Source organism: Curtobacterium sp. 9128 (genome assembly GCF_007673775.1).
Classification (GTDB): Bacteria; Actinomycetota; Actinomycetes; order Actinomycetales; family Microbacteriaceae; genus Curtobacterium.
In genome coordinates this window covers 1-271 of sequence record NZ_VEAF01000023.1, presented here as the reverse complement: position 1 = coordinate 271, position 271 = coordinate 1, and the positions used below count along the sequence as shown (strand labels likewise).

The window sequence follows — 271 nt, the reverse complement described above, 5'->3', positions numbered from 1 at the left end:
CCAACCCCCCCCCCACCACCACCCCCCCCACCCCCTCCCCCACCACCTCCACCACCTTCTCACCACTCACCCCCCTCCTCCTCCCCCCCAACCACCCCTCCCCCACCCTCCCCATCCCCACCACCCCCCTCTTCACCCACTCCCCCTCCTTCACCACCACCACCACCACCATCAACACCACCAACTTCACCACGAACATCCCCATCATCCTCCCCAAGAAGCCGCCGCAGATCATCTCCCCCCCCGAGAAGCCCATCGCGACCAGCACGCT

At 67.9% G+C, this 271-nt stretch carries 1 protein-coding gene; it reads right to left on the bottom strand.

Annotated features, from left to right (window positions below):
• Positions 1 to 271, bottom strand: a 271-nt coding sequence (locus FS641_RS18620) for a hypothetical protein (protein WP_186317843.1), incomplete at both ends; no start/stop codon positions are given.